16 protein-coding genes are annotated in these 21,620 nt (G+C 59.8%); 11 read left to right on the forward strand and 5 right to left on the reverse strand.

Features of this window, described 5'->3' with window-relative positions:
• Positions 1-98: 98 nt before the first annotated feature.
• On the forward strand, positions 99-1,124 hold the full coding sequence (locus F7D08_RS07420; protein WP_152210014.1) for a threonine aldolase family protein: 1,026 nt from the start codon (positions 99-101) through the stop codon (positions 1,122-1,124).
• Between the two features lie 147 nt (positions 1,125-1,271).
• On the opposite strand, the gene F7D08_RS07425 is transcribed toward F7D08_RS07420, so the two are convergent.
• Together F7D08_RS07425 and F7D08_RS07430 are read right to left on the reverse strand one after the other, a co-directional pair.
• The gene (locus tag F7D08_RS07425; protein WP_152210015.1) at positions 1,272-2,432 is read right to left on the reverse strand and encodes a glycosyltransferase; all 1,161 of its coding nucleotides are present in this window, start codon (positions 2,430-2,432) and stop codon (positions 1,272-1,274) included.
• Positions 2,433-2,532: 100 nt separating this feature from the next.
• Entirely contained in the window at positions 2,533-3,708 is a 1,176-nt protein-coding gene (locus F7D08_RS07430) for a pyridoxal phosphate-dependent aminotransferase (RefSeq protein WP_404979664.1), read from the reverse strand.
• A gap of 217 nt (positions 3,709-3,925) precedes the next feature.
• On the opposite strand from F7D08_RS07430, the gene purT reads away from it, so the two are divergent.
• The 6 genes from purT (at position 3,926) to F7D08_RS07460 (ending at position 13,110) form a co-directional block, all read left to right on the forward strand.
• Positions 3,926-5,221, forward strand: a complete 1,296-nt coding sequence (gene purT / locus F7D08_RS07435) for a formate-dependent phosphoribosylglycinamide formyltransferase (protein WP_152210017.1) — start codon at positions 3,926-3,928, stop codon at positions 5,219-5,221.
• Between the two features lie 77 nt (positions 5,222-5,298).
• Positions 5,299-6,048 carry a phosphoribosylaminoimidazolesuccinocarboxamide synthase gene (gene purC / locus F7D08_RS07440; RefSeq protein WP_152210018.1) on the forward strand — a complete coding sequence of 250 codons (750 nt, stop codon included), beginning with the start codon at positions 5,299-5,301 and terminating at the stop codon, positions 6,046-6,048.
• Positions 6,049-6,120: 72 nt separating this feature from the next.
• On the forward strand, positions 6,121-9,873 hold the full coding sequence (locus tag F7D08_RS07445) for a phosphoribosylformylglycinamidine synthase (RefSeq protein ID WP_152210019.1): 3,753 nt from the start codon (positions 6,121-6,123) through the stop codon (positions 9,871-9,873).
• Between the two features lie 123 nt (positions 9,874-9,996).
• The gene (locus F7D08_RS07450; RefSeq protein WP_152210020.1) at positions 9,997-10,560 is read left to right on the forward strand and encodes a DNA-deoxyinosine glycosylase; all 564 of its coding nucleotides are present in this window, start codon (positions 9,997-9,999) and stop codon (positions 10,558-10,560) included.
• A 126-nt stretch (positions 10,561-10,686) separates the two neighbouring features.
• Positions 10,687-11,952: a lactonase family protein gene (locus F7D08_RS07455; RefSeq protein WP_226803430.1), complete on the forward strand. Its 1,266-nt coding sequence runs from the start codon at positions 10,687-10,689 to the stop codon at positions 11,950-11,952.
• Positions 11,953-12,132: 180 nt separating this feature from the next.
• Positions 12,133-13,110 (forward strand): aldo/keto reductase family protein, encoded by a 978-nt coding sequence (locus F7D08_RS07460; protein WP_152210021.1) that lies wholly within the window; start codon positions 12,133-12,135, stop codon positions 13,108-13,110.
• Positions 13,111-13,123: 13 nt separating this feature from the next.
• Here the strand turns inward: F7D08_RS07460 and F7D08_RS07465 are convergent, their stop codons facing one another.
• Together F7D08_RS07465 and F7D08_RS07470 are read right to left on the reverse strand one after the other, a co-directional pair.
• Entirely contained in the window at positions 13,124-13,342 is a 219-nt protein-coding gene (locus F7D08_RS07465; protein ID WP_152210022.1) for a hypothetical protein, read from the reverse strand.
• Complete coding sequence (locus F7D08_RS07470; protein ID WP_152210023.1) at positions 13,339-14,970, reverse strand: Y-family DNA polymerase; 1,632 nt, start codon at positions 14,968-14,970, stop codon at positions 13,339-13,341. Before F7D08_RS07470 ends, F7D08_RS07465 begins: the two co-directional genes overlap by 4 nt.
• A 176-nt stretch (positions 14,971-15,146) precedes the next feature.
• Here F7D08_RS07470 and purF point away from each other — a divergent pair, with 176 nt between their 5' ends.
• The 4 genes from purF (at position 15,147) to F7D08_RS07490 (ending at position 19,961) form a co-directional block, all read left to right on the forward strand.
• Positions 15,147-16,658 (forward strand): amidophosphoribosyltransferase, encoded by a 1,512-nt coding sequence (purF, locus tag F7D08_RS07475; RefSeq protein ID WP_152210024.1) that lies wholly within the window; start codon positions 15,147-15,149, stop codon positions 16,656-16,658.
• 47 nt (positions 16,659-16,705) lie between these two features.
• The gene (gene purM, locus F7D08_RS07480) at positions 16,706-17,743 is read left to right on the forward strand and encodes a phosphoribosylformylglycinamidine cyclo-ligase (protein WP_152210025.1); all 1,038 of its coding nucleotides are present in this window, start codon (positions 16,706-16,708) and stop codon (positions 17,741-17,743) included.
• Positions 17,744-17,808: 65 nt separating this feature from the next.
• Positions 17,809-19,077, forward strand: a complete 1,269-nt coding sequence (gene purD / locus F7D08_RS07485) for a phosphoribosylamine--glycine ligase (protein WP_152210026.1) — start codon at positions 17,809-17,811, stop codon at positions 19,075-19,077.
• Between the two features lie 161 nt (positions 19,078-19,238).
• Entirely contained in the window at positions 19,239-19,961 is a 723-nt protein-coding gene (locus F7D08_RS07490) for a C40 family peptidase (RefSeq protein ID WP_152210027.1), read from the forward strand.
• A 69-nt stretch (positions 19,962-20,030) separates the two neighbouring features.
• On the opposite strand, the gene F7D08_RS07495 is transcribed toward F7D08_RS07490, so the two are convergent.
• Positions 20,031-21,605 carry an aldehyde dehydrogenase family protein gene (locus F7D08_RS07495; protein WP_152210028.1) on the reverse strand — a complete coding sequence of 525 codons (1,575 nt, stop codon included), beginning with the start codon at positions 21,603-21,605 and terminating at the stop codon, positions 20,031-20,033.
• Positions 21,606-21,620 lie beyond the last annotated feature (15 nt).

A 21,620-nucleotide genomic window follows, 5' to 3' on the forward strand; every position in this document is an offset into this window, starting at 1 on the left:
GTTTTGAACCCATCCAGCACGTCATACAACGCTGCATCAAACAGACCGGCGTGTAGACTCGGGGCTATTGCTTGATGAGGTTTGAAAAAGGATCCGCAATGCTGTCTTTCGAAAATGATTACTCCCGCGCCGCTCACCCGGCTGTGCTCGATGCCGTGGTGCGCGCCAATGAACACCTGTATTCCGGCTATGGCTCAGACGAACTGACCGCTCAGGCCAAGGCCAAAATCCGCGAAGCCTGCGATTGCCCGGATGCCGACATTTGGTTCTTGGTTGGCGGCACGCAAACCAATCAGGTGGTCATCGACACGATCACCCCCGCCTACGCCGGCGTGGTCACCGTGGCTTCCGGTCATCCGAACGTGCATGAGGCCGGCGCCATTGAATTCAGCGGACACAAGGTACTCACGCTCCCCCATCACAACGGCAAGATGGACGCGAATGAATTCGAGGAGTTCTGCAAGACCTTCTATGCGGACGGCAATTACGAGCACATGGTCTTCCCCGGTTGCGTGTATGTCTCGCAAAGCACGGAGTACGGCACCATGTACACCAAGACCGAACTGGAGGCACTTGCCGAAATTGCACACAAATACGACATGCCGCTGTTCGTGGACGGCGCACGCCTCGGCTATGCACTGACCGCCACCGGCAGTGATCTGACTTTGCCTGATTTGGCACGCATTGCCGACGTGTTCTACATCGGAGGCACCAAGGTCGGCGCGCTCTTCGGCGAGGCTGTGGTGTTCACCAAGAACAACACACCGAAGCATTTCCTCACCCAGATCAAGCAGCATGGTGCGCTGCTGGCTAAGGGCTTCGTGCTGGGTGCCCAATTCGATGCGTTGTTTACCGATGGCCTCTACCTCAAGATTGCCCGCAACGCCAATGTCGCCGCCGACCGTATTCGCGAAGCACTCAAATCCAAAGGCTACCAGCTCACGTTCGAAGCTCCGACCAATCAGATTTTCGTGACGCTCGACCAGCCGACCATCGACCGCCTGGCACAACATGTGAAGCTCGGCTTCACCGAAAAGGCCGACGACGCCCACACCGTGATGCGCATCTGCACCAGCTGGGCCACCACCGAGAACGAAGTCAATCAGCTCATCGAGCTGCTGTAGACAGGCACGTCAACAGTGCATCGACGCTAACGGAGTGTTGGGTGAGGTGCTGTGTGCTGGACCGTAAAGACTCGGCCTGAGCGGCCCGGAGCGTGTCCAGCACACAGCGCCTCACAACCAACACGGCCTAAGCACTATCGCGTGAGGTTATTCCCCAATAGCCTCACGCTCCATGTCCACGAACTTGTGGACCGAAGCCTCCACGGAATAGTGTTCCTTGGTGTTCTCGGCATACTTGGCGCCCCATTCGGCGCGTTCCTTCTGATGCGTGATCCACCAGTCGATGCGGCGGGCAAGCAACGCGGCGTCGCGCACCGGGAACAGCGACTCGTCTAGCAGCGCGAATTGGCTTGCCGCCGACAGCTCCGAAGCGGCAATCACCGGCACTAGACCGCATGCCATCGCCTCAATTACGCTCACCGATTCGATATCCGCGATCGAACAGTGCACGAACAAATCACCGGAGCGCAACAACTGCGGCATTTCCGTATGCTTATGGAAGCCGATATCCGCCTTGCGCGCCAATAAACGCCCAGCGCGGAACGTCAGATAACGCCTAAGTGGACCGGTGCCGGCAATCACCAGCTGAATATCCGCAGCGTGGCGGGACATGGAAATCGCCTTAATCAGCGTGATCTGGTCTTTCTCGCGCGCCAGACGCCCGGATGCGATAATCCGGAACGGCACCGGCGCGGGCGATGCCGCATCAACAGGTTTCCCCGGCTTATACTCCGGTGAATACCCATTGGAAATCACATGCAGTTTCGCCTTATAGCCGTGTGCGCGCAGCAACGACGCAGTCATTTCGGTCGGCACATGAATATGATCGATGCGCTTATACAGCCAGTGCTTGAACAGCCAATACAGAAACGCGGAAACCCCAGGGATATGGCGCAACGGACCCGCCGAATACAGCACGTTCTCAGGCTGCAAGTGGAAGCCAGCAGTCACCGGAATACCCATCTGCCGCGCGACCTTGGCAGCATGACGGCCAAATTTGAACGGCATATAGATATGCACAACGTCCACGCCTTGGAATGCGGTGTGGAACAGCGTATCACTTGGCTGAGCAAACTGCATCAGCTGTTTGGAAGCCACCCAAGAAACCAAAGGCACCTTATTGATGCGCGCCGGATATTCCGGAGCGCCCACACCGACCAGGCGCACATGATGCCCTTGGCGCTCCAGTTCAGCGGCCCATTGCAGAGCGGAATTCGAAGTACCGTTGCCCTGATTGCCCACCGTATCCACCACCAAGGCAATGGTCAGCGGCCGATCGACGCTCTCTTCACTCCCGTTTTCGCGCATTGCCTCATTCTATGCATCAGTCGTCGTTATTCCAGCGGAATCACTGGATTTCCATGCAACCCGAGGCCGGCAATGGTGTGGCGCATCACGAATTGACTAATTAATCCAATACTCGTCGAATACGCGCTACAGCCTGATACAGCTCGGCGGTATGCTTCAGCAAACTGATGCGCACCCAGCCTTCCCCAACCTTGCCGAAACATGAGCCGGGCATCAGCGCGACGCCGGCATTATTGAGCAGCCAGTCGACAAAATCAGCTGAACCGCCATGCCCTTCCGGCACGCGAGCCCATGCAAACAATCCGCCATGCGATTCAGCTACTGCCAACCCACTGCCCTTGAGCCCGTCGCGCACCACTTCGTAACGATGCTGATACTGCGAGGCCAGCTCCCCTACCGTGGACTGATCGGAGTTCAACGCCACAGCACCAGCCTGTTGAATCACACTGGAGGCGAGTACTGCGGTCTGACGATGCACCGCCTTGACCGCGGCCAACACATCGGCGTTGCCGGCAATGAACCCGCCGCGCCATCCGGCCACCATATACATCTTGGAAAACGATCCCAGCTCCACCGCCACATCGAGTGCGCCCGGCGTCTCCAACAGACTCAGCGAGCGCGTTCCGTCAAACTCCAGCCCTGCGTAGGCGAAATCATTGAGCACTACGAAGCGGTATTGCTTGGCCAGGCGCACGGCGGTCGCATAGAGTTCCTCACTTGCGGCCACGCCGGTGGGATTGTTCGGGTAATTGAGTATGAGCAGCTTTGCGCGAGTCCATAATGCCGGATCGACTGAACCTAAATCAGGTAGGAAACCATGGGACTCACTGGCGGGGATCGTTTCGAATTTGCCTCCAGCAACGGCTGTGGAACCTTCATACTGCGGATAGTACGGGTCCACGGCCACGACGGTATCGCCAGGGTCGATGAGCGCCTGAATCACCGTCGCGATGCCAACCGACGAGCCGGATGTAGCGAGCAACTCGGTGGCAGGGCTCACCTCGACCCCGTGCTGGCGCGCATACCAACCGGCAATGGCGTCAAGATATTGTGGCAAACCGTCAAATGGCGGATAGCGGAATTCGGATGGATCGTGTGCAGCGGCGGCGAGCGCATCCTGCACAAACGCTGGCGGTTGCCCGTCGGGATTGCCTTTGCTCAAATCGATGATGTCTTGACCATTGGCAATGGCGGCCGCCGCTCGTGCATCTGCTTCGGCAAAGGGATTGCCGGGAAGGTTGGCCGCTCGCTTGGAAATCAGTGCCGCGGTGTGCACTGGCATGATGCATCTCCCTCGCCCATCGTCACGCGGGAAGCGTTGTCGATGAGCCTCCCGCAGTTCCCCTCAAACGTTGGCCCGACCGCGCTGAACAAATCGGCCGGTGATTGCTAAGGTACGGGAGCTTTGTCTCCAGTGCAACGGCGTGTCTATATGCAGTATTTATGGCAGGTTACAAACAGCAAAATTCGTGCGGCATGGCAGAATGTGGGGTATGACTGAGACTCATGTGAACACTGTTGCCAATTCTCCTGCCTCTGCTGCCAATAATCGTCCGCTCGGCACGCCGATGGGCAAGCATCCCACCCGCGTGTTGTTCCTGGGATCCGGCGAGCTGGGCAAGGAAGTAACGATCGAGCTGATGCGTCTGGGCGCTTGGGTATGCGCCGCCGACTCTTACGCAGGGGCCCCGGCACAGCAGGTGGCGCACGAGTATCGAGTGCTGGATATGGCGAACGCCGCCCAGCTGCAGGCACTGTTCGACGAAGTGGAGCCGGACATCATCGTGCCGGAGGTTGAGGCTATCGCCACCGATGTGTTGGCCGGGGCTGCAGCCGCCGGAGCTCAGGTGGTGCCGAGTGCCGAGATTGCCGCGATTTGCATGGATCGCGAGCGACTGCGTGTACTGGCTCATGAGGAATTGGGCCTGCCGACCACGCCGTACCGTTTTGCTGGTTCTCTGGAGGAGCTGCGCGCCGGCGCCGCCGAGGTGGGCTATCCGTGCGTGGTCAAGCCGGTGATGAGTTCGTCCGGTCACGGTCAGTCTGTGGTGCGTACGGCCGATGCGATTGATGCCGCTTGGATTGAAGCCCAGGAAGGCCGCCGAGCTGCGGATGAAGGCGATGTATCCCGCGTGATTGTGGAGGCTTTGGCTCCGTTGGAGCGCGAGTTGACGGTGCTGACGGTGAGCTCTTCGGCCGGTATTGTGACTTGCGCTCCGATCGGCCAGCGCCAAGAGTCCGGCGATTATCGCGAATCCTGGCAGCCGGCAACCGAGCCGAATGGTGAAGCCGAGCGTGCCCAGGAGATCGCACGCGCTGCGGTCGAGGGTTTGGTGGCCCGTGCTCAGAAGGCCGGCGAAACCGGCTGGGGCGTGTTCGGCGTGGAGCTCTTCGTGTTGACCGATGGCTCGATTTTGTTCAATGAGGTATCCCCCCGCCCGCACGACACGGGTATGGTGACCATGGCATCGCAGCGTTTGAGCGAGTTCGCTCTGCATGCGCGCGCAATCCTGGGCCTGCCGATCACGCCTGCGCACGTGGCATTGAGCCTGCCGAATGGTGCCGTTGCCGCCAGCCATGCGATTGTGGTGGAAGGCGACGGCGAAGCCGAATTCACCAATGTGGCTGAGGCTTTGGCCGAGCCCGGCACTGACCTGCGCATCTTCGCCAAGCCGGAAGTGCATGGCCATCGCCGTATGGCCGTGGCACTGGCCATCGGCGGCGACGAGGCCGACGCGCGAGCCAAGGCAGAGCGTGTAGCCGACGCGCTGAAAATCGACGTTCGATAAACCCCGCGGGGTGTCAGCTATCGTTGATACCCTTTTACCGTTAGTTCACCCAGAATTCCACTCCTGAAAGGCGAGTTATGGAGAAGCTGGAAAAGCTCTACGAGGGCAAGGCCAAGCAACTGTACGCAACCGACGATCCCGACATCCTGTGGGTCGAATACAAGAACACCGCCACCGCCGGCGACGGTGAGAAGAAAGAGGACTTCACCGGCAAGGGCCGTCTGAACAACCTCATCACCACCATCATCTTCGACCTGCTCAAGGCTCGCGGCATCGACAGCCACCTCGTCAAGCGCGTGAACGACACCGCTCAGCTGGTGCGCAAGATGGACATGTTCCCGCTGGAGATCGTGCTGCGCAACACCGCCGCCGGCCACTTCTGCTCCCGTCTGGGCGTTGAGGAAGGCCTGCCGCTCAAGGAGCCGGTGCTCGAGTACTTCCTGAAGAACGATGATTTGCATGATCCGTTCGTCAACGACGATGATCTGGTGGCTCTGGGCGTGTGCACCCGCCAGGACCTGGCCGAAATCGCTCCGCTGGCCCGCAAGATCAACGAGGCGCTGATTGACATCTTCGCCAAAATCGACGTCAAGCTCGTGGACTTCAAGATCGAAATGGGCCGTGCCTCCGATGGTACGCTGCTGCTGGCCGACGAGATCACCCCGGATTCCTGCCGCCTGTGGGATCAGCGCGATCACTCCGGCAAGGTCGAGCACCTGGACAAGGATCTGTTCCGCCGCGGTCTGGGCTCCATCATCCCGGCCTACGAGGAGATCGAAGGCCGTCTGGCCGAACTGGCCAAGTCCGAAGGCATCGAAGTCGCCTGATTCATTTCTTTTGGCTCCCCTCTGATGAAGGGAGCCAATTTGTCTTTTTACGATTGTTAGGAAAGGATTTCCATGGTTTTCCGCGTTTATGTGGAAAAGAAGCCCGGCTTTGATGTCGAAGCGCAGCAGCTCGCCGGCGAACTGTGCACCATTCTGGGCGTCACCGGCCTGACGGGCCTGCGCATCGTGAATCGTTACGATGCCGAGGGCATTTCCGAAGACCTGTTCAACCAGACCGTGCCCACCGTGTTCAGCGAACCTCAGGTGGACAATGTCTCCTACGACCTGCCCGACTTTGGCGATGCCAAGGTATTCGCCACCGAGTTCCTGCCCGGCCAGTTCGATCAACGCGCTGATTCCGCCGCCGAATGCATCCAGCTCATCTCCCAGGGCGAGCGTCCGACCGTGCGTTCCGCCAAGGTATACGCCCTCGAGGGCAATCTGACCGACGCGGACGTTGAGACCATCAAGCACTACGTCATCAACCCGGTCGAGGCTCGTGAAGCCAGCCTGGAAACTAAGGAAACCCTGAAGACCCAGGTGCCGGTGCCCGGCAAGGTGGAGGTCATCAAGGGCTTTGATGAGATGGACGCCGAGGCCGGCCAGAAGTTCATCGACGAGCGCGGTCTCGCCATGGATCTCGCCGATCTGGAGTTCTGCCAGAAGTACTTCGCCGAGGAAGGCCGCGAGCCTACCATCACCGAAATCAAGGTAATCGACACCTACTGGTCCGACCACTGCCGCCACACCACGTTCGGCACCGAGCTGGACGAAGTGAACATCGATGACGCCGTGGTCAAGGCCGCATTCGACCGTTATCTCGAGATGCGCCACGAGCTCGGACGCGACGCCAAGCCGGTGTGCCTGATGGACATGGGCACCATCGGCGCCAAGTGGCTGAAGAAGAACGGCATTCTGACCGGTCTGGACGAGTCCGAGGAAATCAACGCCTGCACCGTCAAGGTCAAGGTTGATGTGAACGGCCACGACGAGGACTGGCTGTTCCTGTTCAAGAACGAGACCCACAACCACCCCACCGAAATCGAACCATTCGGTGGCGCCGCCACCTGCATCGGCGGCTGCATCCGCGATCCTCTGTCCGGCCGCTCCTACGTGTACCAGGCCATGCGTGTGACCGGTGCCGCCGACCCGACCGTGCCGGTCTCCCAGACTCTGGAAGGCAAGCTTCCGCAGCGCAAGCTCGTGACCACCGCTGCCGCCGGCTACAGCTCCTACGGCAACCAGATCGGTCTGGCCACCGGCCAGGTCGATGAGATCTACCACCCGGGTTACGTGGCCAAGCGTATGGAGGTTGGCGCTGTGGTCGCCGCCACTCCGGCCGATCATGTGCGCCGTGAGACTCCTGCTCCGGGCGACAAGATCATCCTTTTGGGTGGCCGCACCGGTCGTGACGGCATCGGCGGTGCCACCGGCGCATCCAAGGCCCACAATGTGGAGTCGCTGGAACTCGACGGCGCTGAGGTGCAGAAGGGCAACGCTCCTGTGGAGCGCAAGCTGCAGCGACTGTTCCGCCGCGGCGATGCCTGCCGTCTGATCAAGCGCTGCAACGATTTCGGCGCTGGCGGTGTTTCCGTGGCGGTCGGCGAGCTGGCTGACGGCCTGTACGTGGATCTGAACACCGTGCCGAAGAAGTACGAAGGCCTGGATGGCACCGAACTGGCCATTTCCGAATCCCAGGAGCGTATGGCCGTGGACGTGGCCGCTGAGGATGTGGACGAGTTCCTCGGCTACGCCCGCGAGGAGAACCTCGAGGCCACGGTGATCGCCACTGTGACCGAGGACCCGCGCATGGTGATGACCTGGAACGGCGACGAGATCGTGAACCTCTCCCGTGAGTTCCTAGCATCCAACGGTGCTTCCAAGCATCAGATCGTGCACGTCGAAGCCCAGCAGGCCTACGCCGTGCCGTCCGAGTGGACCACTGGTTCCCTCTCCGATCGCTTCCACGCGTTGGTGACCAACCTCAACGTGGCTTCCAACAAAGGCCTGTCCGAGCGCTTCGATTCCACTATCGGCGCTGGCACCGTGCTGATGCCGTTCGGCGGCGTCAAGCAGCTCACCCCGAACGAGGCCATGGTGGCCAAGTTCCCGGTGTTCGGCGAGACCACCACCGCTTCCGCGATGGCTTGGGGCTTCAACCCGTACATCATGGAGAAGAACCAGTTCACCGGCGCCTACCTGTCCGTGGTCGAGTCGCTGGCCAAGCTGGTGGCCGCAGGCTTCGAACATGAGAAGGCCTACCTGAGCTTCCAGGAATACTTCGAGAAGCTGCGCGACGAGCCGGAACGCTGGGGCAAGCCGACCGCCGCCGTGCTTGGTGCCCTGATGGCCCAGGTCGATCTGGGCGCCGGCGCCATCGGCGGTAAGGATTCCATGTCCGGCTCCTTCGAGGATCTGGATGTGCCGCCGACCCTGATCTCCTTCGCCGTGGCCGTGGGCAATATGAAGCGCGCCACCTCCCCTGAGTTCAAGGGCGCCGGCCACCGCATCGTGCGTATCGCACCGCGTTACCTGGCCGATGGCCTGACTCCGGATAAGGATGCGCTGCTCGATGCCTTCGCACTGGTCGAGGAACTCACCGACTTCCACACCGCTCTGGCCGTGTCCACTCCGGGCTATGGCGGCACCGCCGAGGCTCTGTTCAAGATGACCGTGGGCAACGGCATCGGCGTGGAGCTGAACGATGGCATCACCGCCGACGATCTGTTCGCTCCGGCTTACGGCTCGTTCATTGTGGAGCTCAAGGACAACGAGAAGATCCCGGCCGTCTCCAACCTGGTTGAGGTGGGCGAAATCGGTGTGACCACCGAGGCCTACGCATTCAGCGCCGCCGGCGAAACCATCGACTTGGCCGAACTGCAGAACGCTTGGGAAGGCGGCATCGAGTCCGTGTTCCCGTACCGTTCCAAGGGCGCCGAAAAGGGTCAGACGGTAGAGACCATCGACTTCCACACCGAGGCCGCCGGCATGAAGAAGACCGTGTACACGGGTTCTGGCGTGGCCAAGCCGCGCGTCATCATCCCGGTGTTCCCGGGCAACAACTGCGAGTATGATTCCGCAGCCGCCTTCGAGCGCGCCGGCGCCGAAGCGCACACGCTGGTGATCAACAACCTGACCCCGGCTGCCGTGGCCGAATCCACCGCCGCTCTGGTTGAGGAAATCAACAAGAGCCAGATCGTGATGATCCCCGGTGGCTTCTCCGGTGGCGACGAGCCGGATGGCTCCGCCAAGTTCATCACCGCGTTCTTCCGTGCTCCGGCCGTCACCGAAGCGGTGCGCGACCTGCTGAAGAACCGCGATGGCCTGATGCTCGGCATCTGCAACGGCTTCCAGGCGCTGATCAAGCTGGGTCTGGTGCCGTTCGGCGATATCGTGCCGATGACCGCCGAATGCCCGACGCTGACGTTCAACACCATCGGCCGCCACCAGAGCCGCCTGGTGCGTACGCGCGTGGCCTCCAACCTGTCTCCATGGCTGTCCAAGACCTCTGTGGGTGACGTGCACACCGTGGCCATCTCCCACGGCGAAGGCCGTTTCGTGGCCTCCGACGAGGTGCTGGCTCAGCTCAAGGCCAACGGTCAGATCGCCACCCAGTACGTGAACGAGGCGGGCGTGCCCGGCATGGACCTCGATGTGAACCCGAACGGTTCCCTCCTGGCCATCGAGGGCATCACCAGCCCGGATGGTCGCGTGTTCGGCAAGATGGGTCACTCCGAGCGTTCCGGCAACGGCCTGTATGTGAACGTGCCCGGCGATAAGTACCAGCCGATCTTCGAGGCCGGCGTGGAATACTTCGCCGCCTGAGTTCCTGACTCACTAGGTATTGCCACATAATTCAAGGGAGGTCTTCGGGCCTCCCTTTTTTCGTGTGGTTGCGTAGTCCCGCAGTTATGCCTGTATCTTTCGTTCGGCCATAAGATGGAAAACATGAATGCAGCAACAGCCAGGCAGCTCACTCACGTAGAACATGAGTTCGGACCGGTATGGGATAGTCAATCGCGCATGCTGATTTTGGGTTCGATGCCGAGCCCGAAGTCCCGCGAAGCAGCGTTCTATTACATGCATCTGCGCAATCGGTTCTGGCCGGTCATGGAAGCGTTGTTCGCCGACCCCGCCAATTCACTTGACCATACCGGCGGCTCCCCTGAGTCACGTCGCGTCTTCGCTTTGCGCCACGGGATAGCGCTGTGGGACGTGATTGCTTCGTGCGATATCACCGGGGCCAGTGATGCCAGCATCCGCAACACGGTTCCCAATGATCTCACGCCGATTCTGCGCGGCGCACCAATATCGCATATCTTCACCACCGGCGCGAAAGCCGCACAGCTGTACCGCAAGTTCATCGCGCCAGAACTAGCCGCAGCCGGATTCGATATCGACATGACACCATTACCATCCACCAGTCCAGCCAATGCTGCCAAGCATTTGTCTGACCTTATCGACGATTACCGCAATGCCTTCCGCGCTGCAGGCATATCGGTGAACGCATAACTGATTCTGTAAGTACGCGTTTGTGTAGATTGCTGGCCGCAGCTCACGCACATGCAGCTGGCCAAAGTTTGGCAAATAATCGCAAACCTCTGCTCACCGGAATAGCTCAGGAGTAGATTGGGCATCATGGCTGACTCAAATGCGATGAACAATGACGTGTATGCAACAGTACTTACTGGTGGATTTGGCAGTATCCGTGGCTCACATTGCCCAGGCATAGAAGCGTTGGAAGTGTTCACAGAGACGACCAACACGGCCGCCGGAGCGAATGGTAATCTCTCAAGCAATTCCAGCACAATTACCTTGGCCAAGGCAGGTGTGCTCGCTGACGTGCCCTCCCCCACTTGGATTGAGCGTGACGGCAATCTGCTTTATGCCGTGCTTGAAGATACCAACGAGGTTGCCGCGTTTCGTATCGAGCACACGAATGAGGCAAACCATAACGCCGTGGAGCCTCGCCTGATTGAGCTGTCTCGCGTGGCCGCTCAAGGTGAAAGTCCTACTCATGCAGCGGTTGCCGTCGATGATCGCGGCGCGAAGCATCTGATTGTGGCCAATTATGCGGATGGACATGTCTGCGTGTATCCCATCGCCGCCGATGGAGCGGTACACGATGCAGCACAGGTGCTGGCCGGAAAAGGCCGCGGTCCGCTGCCTGCCCAGGAAGGCCCGCACGCGCATTGGATTCTCCCGCTGCCGGACGGCCGTATACTTTCCACTGATTTAGGTGCCGATCGTATTTATGTGCATCATTGGGACTCCGGCAAGCTGGTGCGCGATGGCGCGGTGCAGCTTGCACCCGGCACTGGCCCCCGCGATATGCATCTTCTGCCGGTAGTTGGCGGCACTGCGGCGCACAATTGGCGCGTGGCCGTAGTCGGTGAATGGGGCAACACGGTAACGCTGCTTGGACCTGTGGCAGACTCGAACAGCGCTGACGGCATCCATGCACTGCAAACCGTGGAGCTCGGCGGCGATCCACTCGATCAAGCCGCATCGCTGGCTTTCGTGCCATGGAAGGCGCTACGAGCTGGAGATTCCGCCACAGACACGTCCGGTATTGCATACGTTGGTTTGCGCGGTTCCGAACGCATCATGGCACTGAGCTGGAACGGTGAGCAGTTGCAACGGATGGCCGCGACCAGCGAACCCGGTTGGCAAGGTCATGGCATCGACTGCGGCGGCAGCCGACCACGCCATATTCTGCCAATCGGCAACCTGTTGCTCGTGGCCAACGAGGTATCCAACAATGTGACGGCGTTCGTGCTTGCATCCAATGGCGAACCCACAGTAGCCGCCAATCTCCCGTCCGGCTCCCCCCACCGTGTTCACGCTGCTATAGCCATGGCAATACGCCTCATCATCGTCGTGTTTCCGTGGACCGCAACATAATTCCGGAAACGCGACACGGCAGCGCCGCACGATTTGCGTTCAAGTATGGTTGAGGCGCTTTACTAAGAATTGTTAGCGCTCACGGACATACCGTGATGTTATCGATAAACAGCTTGTGTGTTACGGAAACCATGCACGGTGTCCCCGCGGCGCACGACATGCGAACACGAAGGAGCAACAATGAAGTATCGCAGCGTTGGCAAGTCCGGTCTGAAGATCAGCGAAGTCGCCTTGGGCAGCTGGGTCACCGATCTCAAGGGCACCGCAGCCGAGGATGTGGCCAAGCAAACCGTGAAACTGGCGTACGACAACGGCATCAACTTCTACGATTGCGCCGACGCTTACTCAGGCGGTGCAGCGGAGCGCTTCCTCGGCGAAGTGCTGAAGGAGTACCCGCGCAAGGAACTGGTGATCTCCAGCAAGGTCTTCTTCCCCACCGGCGAAGGCGTGAACGATCGCGGCCTGTCCCGCAAGCACATCTTCGAGAGCATCGACCAGACGCTGAAGAACATGCAGCTTGACTATCTGGACATGTACTTCTGCCATCGTTTTGACGAGACCACCGACCTGACCGAGACCCTGCGCGCCATGAGCGATCTGGTGGGCCAGGGCAAGGTTCTCTACTATGGCGTTTCCGAGGAATGGGGCTCCGCCCGTCTGGAAGAAGCCCAGCGCATCATCGACCGCTACAACCTGTACCCGATCACCGTGGTGCAGCCGCAGTACAACCTGAACGACCGCTACATCGAGCATGAAATCATGGGTACCTGCCGTAAGCTCGGCATCGGCATCACCACGTTCTCCCCGCTGGCCCAGGGCCTGCTGACCGGCAAGTACCGCAAGGGCCAGCCGCTGCCGGCAGGATCCCGCGCCACCTGGCAGTCCGACCATCAGATCAACGACCTGCTGACCGACGAGAACCTCGACAAGGTCGAGCAGCTGCGCAAGGTCGCCGACGAGCTCGGCACGAACCTGCCGATTCTGTCGATGGCCTGGATTCTGCAGCATCCGGAAATCAGCTGCGTCATCGCCGGCGCCTCCAAGCCGAGCCAGCTGGAGAACAACATCAAGGCTTCCGGCTTCGAGATTCCGGCTGATGCCATGGCTGAAATCGACAAGATCACTGGCTTCCACCGCTTCGAGCGTCACGTGGGCTGATAGCCTGCATGCATTACGCGCCGAAATCGCTGTCGCCTTGGGCCTCCGCCTTGGCGATGGCGATTTCGGCGTTTTTTGCTGTGCGCTCAAGCACCTGCTCATAGCCGGTCAATGCGGCGAACGGCATGAACTGGGCGGCACGCTTGCTCCGCGGCATTCGCGGATGCTTGTGTGACACATGGCGCGGCAAACCAATGATGTCGTCATATTCATGGGCTTCCCGCAACGTCATGCCCTATGCCCTCCTATCTGAGCATTACGCTCCAAACCAGTGGCCCCTTTTTCCATATTCATGGCCTTGACGACCGCGTTCTTGCCGAATCGTTGTTTGATATTGAGCAGCGTTTGCTCAATGGTCTCGTCAGCCTCAGTCCGATCATCCGCATCAGCACCGACCCGCGCCGACATTATGGCATCGATTCCTCGGCAATGCCCCGACTCCGCATTGGTTCCAACACCCAATCCCATTTGTTCGAACAAATCAAGCTGCTCGTACCGCTTGCCCGCCGCTAGTTCTGCCGGCGTGGCTATGTCATCGGCAACCACCGTCAAACGCCGTACCAATAGCCGTCGATCCGCAATGCGCTCGAACAGCATCGCCATTGCTTTTCGAATACGTTCGGCGGATGCGGTGTAATCGCCTAATCCGATAGAGCCCACCGCGGGCTTAGGCACTTTACGCCCGTAATGGTCATAGGCCACCGGCCCTCGATATTCCTTCGCAGCCCGCTTCGCCAATACACGCATAACACAATCTTCACAATCATCAAGCTTCGAAGCGTCAAGGCTGCCGATGTCATACCCCACAACCAGTGTGAGACGATTCGTCTTCACACCTTTATCCACCAAATCAAGCGCGAGCGCGTCCGCCATCTCCTTGGTGATCAATCTTGCCGTATGCCACACCGCCGGACCGGTGAGCACCTGACCGATGCTAGTGCTGTGCGCCTCCGGCTCATAGTCCTTGATATCCGCAATCGTGCACGGCTCCCAACCCCACGCATGATCGATGAGCAGCTCCGCGTTCACACCGAACATGCGGTACAGCAGATCCTCGTTGTAATAATCCGAAGCACGCCCCAACGAACATCGAGCAATATCGCCCATAGTCAGCAGCCCGATTTTTTCGAGTTTGCGCGCATAGCCACGACCCACTCGCCAAAAATCCTTCAACGGCCTATGCCCCCACAGCAATCTCCGGTATGACATTTCATCGAGCTCGGCCACACGCACACCGTCCTTATCGGCGGGCATATGCTTGGCAACGATGTCCATCGCCACTTTGGCCAAGTACATATTGGTGCCGATGCCAGCCGTGGCCGTGATGCCGGTTTCAGCGAGAATGTCCCGCACGATGGTCATGGCCATCTCATGCGGCGTCATACGCAGCGCACGCAGATATGACGTGGCATCGATGAACACCTCATCTATCGAGTAGACGTGAATGTCCTCAGGCGCGGCATATTTCAGGTAGATGCCGTAAATGCGCCCACTCACCTCCAGATAATGCGCCATGCGCGGCGGCGCAATCACCATAGTGGCCTTAAGCCTCGGATCCGCGGCCAGTTCGCGGGCATAATAGGACTCACCCATCAGCCGTCCGCCCGGAGCATGAACCGCGCGCTCCATATTGACCTGAGCCAGCCGCTGCCTCGCCTCAAATAAACGAGGCCTGCCGGGAATGCCGTACGCTTTCAGCGATGGAGACACAGCCAGGCAAATGGTCTTATCCGTGCGAGTCTCGTCCGCCACCACTAGATGAGTGGTCAACGGGTCAAGCTTTCGCGCCGCGCATTCCACGGAGGCGTAAAAGGATTTCAAATCAATGGCCAGATACACGCGGCCACGCTGATTATCCAATCAATACCTCCCTTCGGCAATAACATTACCCATTATAGCAAAATAATCGAACATTTGTTCGAGAACCTGCAATGAATGGCCCCCAATAAGAAACGTGCGCGGAAACACGATGATGTAGCCGCCGATTGGTAGGGTTAACAGGTAGTGAATCCCCCTGCTTGAAAAGGAGCTTTGGCTTGTCGGCTGAACTCGAAGACATTCATGAGGAATGTGGCATCTTCGGCGTATGGGGCCATCCCGACGCCGCCCGACTCACCTATTTCGGTCTGCACGCGCTGCAACATCGCGGCCAGGAAGGCGCCGGCATCGTCTCCAACGACAACGGCCATCTCATCGGCCACCGCGGACTCGGTCTGCTCACCCAAGTGTTCAGCGACGAGCGTGAAATCGAACGGCTGAAGGGCAACCGCGCCATCGGACATGTACGCTACGCCACGGCCGGTTCCGGCACCACGGACAACATCCAGCCGTTCATCTTCCGTTTCCATGACGGCGATGTGGCGCTGTGCCACAATGGCAATCTGACGAATTGCCCGTCGCTGCGCCGCAAGCTGGAAGACGAAGGCGCGATCTTCCACTCGAACTCCGACACCGAAGTGCTCATGCACCTGATCCGCCGCTCCCTGCAGCGCACCTTCATGGACAAGCTCAAGGAAGCCCTGAACACGGTGCACGGCGGCTTCGCCTACCTGCTCATGACCGAAGACGCCATGATCGGCGCCCTCGACCCGAACGGCTTCCGCCCGCTCTCCCTCGGCAAGATGAAGAACGGCGCCTATGTGCTCGCCTCCGAAACCTGCGCCCTGGACGTGGTCGGTGCCGAACTGGTGCGCAACATCCGCCCGGGTGAAATCGTGGTGGTCAGCGACCACGGCTACAAGATCATCCAGTACACCAACAACACCCAGCTGGCCATCTGCTCGATGGAATACATCTACTTCGCACGCCCGGACTCCGATATCTACGGTGTCAACGTGCATTCCGCCCGCAAGCGCATGGGCGCTCGCCTTGCCGCGGAGTCCCCGGTGGATGCCGATATGGTCATCGGCGTGCCGAACTCCTCGCTTTCCGCAGCATCCGGCTATGCGGAGGCCGCCGGCCTGCCCAACGAGATGGGTCTGATCAAGAACCAGTACGTGGCCCGCACCTTCATCCAGCCCACGCAGGAGCTGCGCGAGCAGGGCGTACGCATGAAGCTTTCCGCCGTGCGCGGTGTGGTCAAAGGCAAGCGCGTCATCGTCATCGACGATTCCATCGTGCGAGGCACCACCTCCAAGCGCATCGTGCAGCTGCTCAAGGAAGCCGGCGCCGCCGAAGTGCATATGCGCATCAGCTCCCCGCCACTCAAGTACCCCTGCTTCTACGGCATCGATATCTCCACCACTAAGGAGCTGATCGCCGCCAAGATGAGCGTGGATGAAATCCGCGACTACATCGGCGCCGACTCCCTGGCCTACCTCTCCCTCGACGGCCTGGTGGAATCCATCGGTCTGAACGCCGATGCCCCATACGGTGGTCTGTGCGTGGCCTACTTCAACGGCGACTACCCCACCGCCCTCGATGACTACGAGGCCGACTTCCTGAAGTCCCTCACCCCCGAGGACCGTGTCCGCCTGCCCGAATTCGCACTGTACAAGAGCAAGTACATCGGCAACGAATACAACACCGTGCAGCCGGAAAACGACTGAAGCAATACAAGCCCAAGCCCAAATACGTAAATAAGAAAGGCCATTTCATGCCAAAAGCATATGAGAACGCCGGCGTAAGCGTCGAAGCCGGATACGAAGTCGTCAAGCGCATCAAGTCCCACGTGGCGCGCACCAACCGTCCCGGCGTGGTGGGCGGCATCGGCGGCTTCGGCGGTCTGTTCGACCTGGCTTCCCTGGGTTATAAGGAACCGGTGCTGATCTCCGGCACCGACGGCGTGGGCACCAAGCTTATGGTGGCCAAGATGGTCGGCAAGCACAACACCATCGGCATCGACTGCGTGGCGATGTGCGTCAACGACATCGCCGCCCAGGGCGCCGAACCACTGTTCTTCCTCGATTACATCGCCTGCGGTAAGAACGATCCGGCTCTGCTCGAGCAGGTCGTGGCCGGCGTGGCCGACGGCTGCGTCGAAGCAGGATCCGCGCTGGTTGGCGGCGAAACCGCCGAAATGCCGGGCATGTATGACGAAGACGAGTACGATCTGGCTGGCTTCTCCGTGGGCGTGGCCGAAAAGTCCGCCATCGTAGACGGCTCCACCATCACCGAAGGCGACACGCTGATCGGTCTTCCTTCCACCGGCGTGCACTCCAACGGCTTCTCCCTGGTGCGCAAGGCCCTCTTCGAGCAGGCCGGCTACACCGTGGATACCGAACTGGATGAGCTCGGCGGCGCCAAGCTCGGCGACGTACTGCTGACCCCGACCAAGATCTACGTCAAGGCGCTCTCCCCGCTGTTCAAGGCAGGAGTGGTCAAGGGCGTCGCCCACATCACCGGCGGTGGCTTCATCGAGAACGTGCCGCGCATGATTCCGGACGGTCTTGCCGCTGAAATCAACCTCGGCTCCTGGCCTGTGCTGCCGATCTTCAACGTGCTGGAGAAGGCCGGCGAGATCGACCACAAGGAGATGTACAACATCTTCAACATGGGCATCGGCATGGTGCTGGCCGTTCCGGCAGAGCGCGCCGAAGAGACCCTGAAGCTGCTTGAATCCAACGGTGAAACCGGCTATGTGATCGGCCAGATCACCAAGGACACCGACGGATCTCAGATCACGCTTAAGTAACGTTTAGCAAGTCGTATCTTGGCTCCCCTTGTTGAAGGGGAGCCAACTCATTGGAAAGGACAATCATGAGTCAGAAAGTTCTCGTCATCGGCTCCGGTGCACGCGAGCACACCATTGCGTACACGCTGCTCAAGTCCCCCAGCGTTGACGAAGTCACCGTGGCTCCGGGCAACCCCGGCATGGCCAAGGACGGCATCCACATCACGCAGCTGAGCCAGTCCAACCATGCCGCACTCATCGATTTCGTGCAGCAGAACGGTTACGACTGGGTTTTCGTCGGTCCGGAAGTGCCGCTGATCGAAGGCATTGTGGATGATTTCGCCGCTGCCGGCATCAAGGCGTTCGGCCCAAACAAGGCCGCTGCCCAAATCGAGGGCTCCAAGGACTTCGCCAAGCAGCTCATGGAGCGCCACAACATCCCCACCGCCAAGTACCAGACCTTCAGCGATCTGGAACTCGCCAAGGACTATGTGAACGAGCATGGCGCTCCGATTGTCATCAAGGCTGACGGTCTGGCCGCCGGCAAGGGCGTGACCGTGGCCATGGACCTGCACATCGCCATCCGTGCGCTCGAAGACATCTTCGTAGACCACCGTTTCGGTTCCGCCGGCGCCAAGGTCGTTATCGAGGACTTCCTCGAGGGCCAGGAATTCTCCCTGATGAGCTTCGTCAACGGCACCGAATTCTGGCCGATGCCCATCTCCCAGGATCACAAGCGCGCCTACGACGGTGACGAAGGCCCGAACACCGGCGGTATGGGCGCCTACAGCCCGGTCCCCCAGATTCCGCAGTCCGTGGTCGAGGAAGCCATCGAAAAGATCGTGCGCCCCACCGTCGAAGGTATGGCCGAGGAAGGCACCCCGTTCACCGGCATCCTCTATGCCGGTCTGATCGCCACCGCCGACGGCCCGAAAGTCATCGAGTTCAACGCCCGCTTCGGCGACCCGGAAACCGAGGTGGTGCTTCCGAAGCTCACGTCCGACTTCGGTGCCGGCATCAGCACCATTTTGAACAACGGCACCCCGGAATTCACGTGGGACGAGTCCAATGCCACCCTCGGCGTGGTACTCGCCTCCAAGGGCTATCCGGAGAACGTCATCAAGGGTGCCCGCGTGCCCGAGATCGAAGTCGACGAGGATTCCCACGTCTATTACGCTGGTGTCGTCTCCGATGGCAAGGGCGGTCTCGTGGCCAACTCCGGCCGTGTGCTGCTCGTCGAAACCTCCGCCCCGGACATCAAGTCCGCGCAGGACAAGGTGTACGCAATCATCGACAAGCTCGAACTTCGCGGCTTGTTCTATCGCCACGATATCGGCTTCAAAGCCTTGAAGTAGCAAAAGCAGCACATCTGCTGCGTTGCAGTCTCGTCGACGTGCTTTCGCACACCTCCCGCGGCGCGGCAATATATGCTTTGCCCCTGTACCTGTAAATAAGTTAGGTACAGGGGCAAAGCTATAGTTAGTGACAGTTTGTCCGGAAGGAATCACCGTACTTTATGTTGAATAACAATCACGCCGGCAAGTTTGCCGCTGCTGCCGCCTGCATCGCGGCTCTCGCTCTTCCGATGGGCATTGTCCCCATGGCCACCGCTGCGGAAGCCGCTTCCGGTCCCGTGGCTTCCTCCCGCGCATTTCCTGCGGTCAAGACCACTCGCCACATCGCCGTCGGCGTGGAATCCACTTCCACTGACGCCTCTGGCGATTGGGGTGACGTTGAATCCCTGAACGTACCGCAAACCAAGTCCCAAGCGGAAAAGGATGCGGAAGCCAAGGCAAAGGCCGAGTCTGAAGCTCAGGCTGCGGCATCTGCAGCTGCAAGCCGTAACGCCGCACGTAGCTCTATCAGCACCGGCACCTCCTCCTCCGCTACGGCAGACGCTCCGGTTTCCGGCAGCGCTTCCGATTTGGTGGCTTATGCGCTGCAGTTCCAGGGTGCTCCTTATGTGTACGGTGGCACCACGCCCAGCGGTTGGGATTGCTCCGGCTTCACCTCCTATGTATTCGCTCACTTCGGCATCACCCTGCCGCGCATCGCCGCCAATCAGGGTTCAGCCGGTACACGAGTTTCGACTCCTCAAATTGGCGATTTGATGGTCAGCGCCACTCATACTGGCATCTACATCGGCAACGGCATGATGATTCACGCCATGAACCCGGCTCAGGGCACGCAGGTCACCCCGGTGATGAGCGGCATGACTTATTACCGTGTGCTGCAGTAAGCTTTATTAGGCATTAAGAAGGCTGGTCTTGATTCAATCAAGACCAGCCTTTTGCATATGAAGTTCTTATCAGCTCATCTTGGTCATGGCATTGACGAGTCCCGTGCGGAGTTCATCCAACGGCGGGTAAACCAGCTGCAGCGTATCCGGGAATTGCGGCTTGGAAACCACGGTTTTGATATGGCTGAAGGTTTCGAAGCCTGCCTTGCCATGATAGGCGCCCATGCCCGAGGCACCCACGCCGCCGAAGGGCAATCGACTGGATAGCAGTTGCGCCAACGTCAACGAATAGCCCAGTGAGCCGGAAGAGGTCCGTCGCTCGAATGCCAGGCGTACCGCCCTACGATTCGAAAACACGTATGCGGCAAGCGGGCGAGGGCGGCTGTTGATGAACCGAATGGCGGCATCGGCGTCCTTGACCACCACAATCGGCAGAATCGGGCCGAATATCTCCTCCCCCATCACCGGCGCGTCCGGCTGCGTGCCGAACAGCACGGTGGGAGCGATATACCGAGTTTCGCGGTCGACTTTGCCGCCACATACCACTCGCCCTGCGGAATCAATCACACCTGGAATAGGCATGATCTCAGTCTGCTGCTGTTGCTTCTCGGCAACGGATGGTTGAGCATTATGTGAACCGATGGCGTCAATTCCCGCATTGATGCGCCGTCCAACCATCTCCGCAGCGGCGCCAACGGCGGATGCGGCCTTGATAAGCGGTGAGCTGGGCTCTTGCGGCGGTACGGTTCCGGCAGGCAGCAGCTTGAGCAGGCGCTCAAAATGGCGATCATTGATGATGCGACCGTAATCCTTTGACGCTTCCGGATTTTCACCGTAGAACTCGGTCACGGCTACGGCAATACGCTTGGCCAATGCCTCGGCGATATCCGGTGTGGCAAGCACATAATCAGGGGCCACGCAGGTCTGGCCGGCATTGGAGAACTTGCCCCACGCAATGCGGCGCGCTGCGGTATGCAAGTTCACCGTACTGTCCACGAAGCACGGCGACTTGCCGCCCAGTTCCAGCGTAACCGGCGTCAAGTGCCTGGCCGCAGCGGCCATCACAATCTTGCCGACGCGCTCCCCGCCTGTATAGAAAATATGGTCGAAATCGCAGTCCAGCAGCTCGCCGGTTTCCTTCGGACCGCCTTCCACCACCGCTATTGCTTCCTGATCCAAATATTGCGCAATGAGCTCGGCAATCAGTGTCGACGTGTGCGGCGAAAGCTCGGAAGGCTTCACACAGACCGCATTGCCGGCCGCTATCGCATCGGCGAGCGGCTCCAGAGCCAGCAGCACCGGATAGTTCCACGGCGCGATAACCAGCACCACGCCTTTCGGCTCGGCGATGGTCCAACCTTGAGCCGGCTGCAAGGACCACGGCATCGGCTTGTATTGCCGCCTCGTCCACAGCCCCAAACGATTACGCACGAATCTGGCTTCGGCGGCAATCAAATTCAATTCCATCAGCACGGTTTCGGCAGCCGGTTTGCCGAGGTCGGCGGTTTCGGCCTCGATGAAATCCTGACGATGGTCAGCAATCATGCGGCGAAGGGCGTCCAACTGCGCGCGGCGCCATGCCAACGGTCTGGTGCGCCCGGAAGCATAGGCGCGCTTGAGCTGGGTGAAGGATTCTGAAACCATAAGGTATGCCTTTCG

Source organism: Bifidobacterium cebidarum, from assembly GCF_009193305.1.
Classification (GTDB): domain Bacteria; phylum Actinomycetota; class Actinomycetes; order Actinomycetales; family Bifidobacteriaceae; genus Bifidobacterium; species Bifidobacterium cebidarum.